The sequence below is a fragment of the Mesorhizobium sp. L103C105A0 genome (genome assembly GCF_000502215.1).
In the GTDB taxonomy this organism is placed as follows: Bacteria; Pseudomonadota; Alphaproteobacteria; order Rhizobiales; family Rhizobiaceae; genus Mesorhizobium.
The window spans coordinates 1-1244 of sequence record NZ_AYXF01000041.1 but is presented as its reverse complement, the minus strand read 5'-3'; the positions used below and the strand labels follow the sequence as shown (position 1 = coordinate 1244).

At 64.2% G+C, this 1244-nt stretch carries 1 protein-coding gene; it reads left to right on the top strand.

Annotated elements, in window-relative coordinates:
* The first annotated feature begins 239 nt into the window (after window positions 1-239).
* Window positions 240-1151 (top strand): S1C family serine protease, encoded by a 912-nt coding sequence (locus X727_RS135255; protein ID WP_023671416.1) that lies wholly within the window; start codon window positions 240-242, stop codon window positions 1149-1151.
* Window positions 1152-1244: the final 93 nt, after the last annotated feature.

The window sequence follows — 1244 nt, the reverse complement described above, 5'->3', positions numbered from 1 at the left end:
GGTCCTCCGGCGGACAAGAAAACTGTCACCCATGCTATCGGTCCATTCTGTTACCTATCTATCCGGTTCGGACACATCTCCCTTCTCCCCGTCGCTATACGGGGAGAAGGTGCCGGCAGGCGGACGAGGAGCAGCGCCAGCCTCTGAAATGATTGCCTTGTTGCCTAAGCCCTTGCGCCCTGTGCAGCGCGGCATACCTATAGAGGATACTGCCCACGCATATCTGCCAGGATGAAAGCATGCCGATCGATCCCGTTTCCCCGCTCTTGCGCTCCGTCGTTGGCGTGCGCGCCATGGTTCCCGACGATGCCTTCACGGCCAATGCCCTGGGCACGCGCCGGGAAGGCAGCGGCGTCGTCATCCGCGGCGACGGGCTGGTGCTCACCATAGGCTATCTCATCACCGAGGCCGAGGAGGTCTGGCTGACCGACCAGGACGGCCGCGTCGTGCCGGCGCATGCGCTGGCCTATGACCAGGAGACAGGCTTCGGCCTGGTGCAGGCGCTGGCGCCGCTCGGCCTGCCGGCGGTGGCGCTGGGCGACGCCTCGAAGGCCAAGATCGGCGACCCCGTGGTGTTTGCCGACGGAACCGGCCGCTCGGTCAAGGCACACATCGTCACCAAGCAGGAATTCGCCGGCTATTGGGAATATCTGCTTGACGAGGCGATCTTCATTGCCCCGGCGCACCCGTCCTGGGGCGGCGCGGCGCTCATCGGCCAGGATGGCAGCCTGCTCGGCATCGGTTCGCTGCTTTTGCAGATGAGCCGCAACGGCGAGGTCGCCGACATCAACATGGTCGTGCCGATCAACCTTCTGACCCCGATCCTCGACGATCTGCTGACGCGCGGCCAGGTGGCGAAGCCGCCGCGCCCATGGCTCGGCGCCTTCTCGGCCGAGAGCAACGGTGCGGTCGTGGTGATGAGCGTCGCCGAAGGCGGCCCCGCCGCCAAGGCCGGCCTGCGCCAGGGCGACATCATCTCCGACGTGCGCGATGGCGAGGTCGACGGTCTCGCCGATTTCTACCGCAAGCTATGGCAGAATCCGGCGGGTTCGGAGATTCCTCTCAGGGTCGTGCGTGACGGTCGTGAGACTTGGCTGCGAGTGAAATCCGCCGACCGAAACAGCTTTTTGAAGAAACCGCATCTGCAGTGAAGCCAATCTCCCCCCAAGTGGGCATAGGCGCTAAGATAGGTATTGCCCTGCGGAATCGGGTGTGATTCTACACTGCGATGACACACGAATCGC

What these genes read in the sequence shown, in the direction of transcription:
- X727_RS135255 (WP_023671416.1), top strand. Translation starts at nt 240, where the DNA reads ATGCCGATCGATCCCGTTTCCCCGCTCTTGCGCTCCGTCGTTGGCGTG.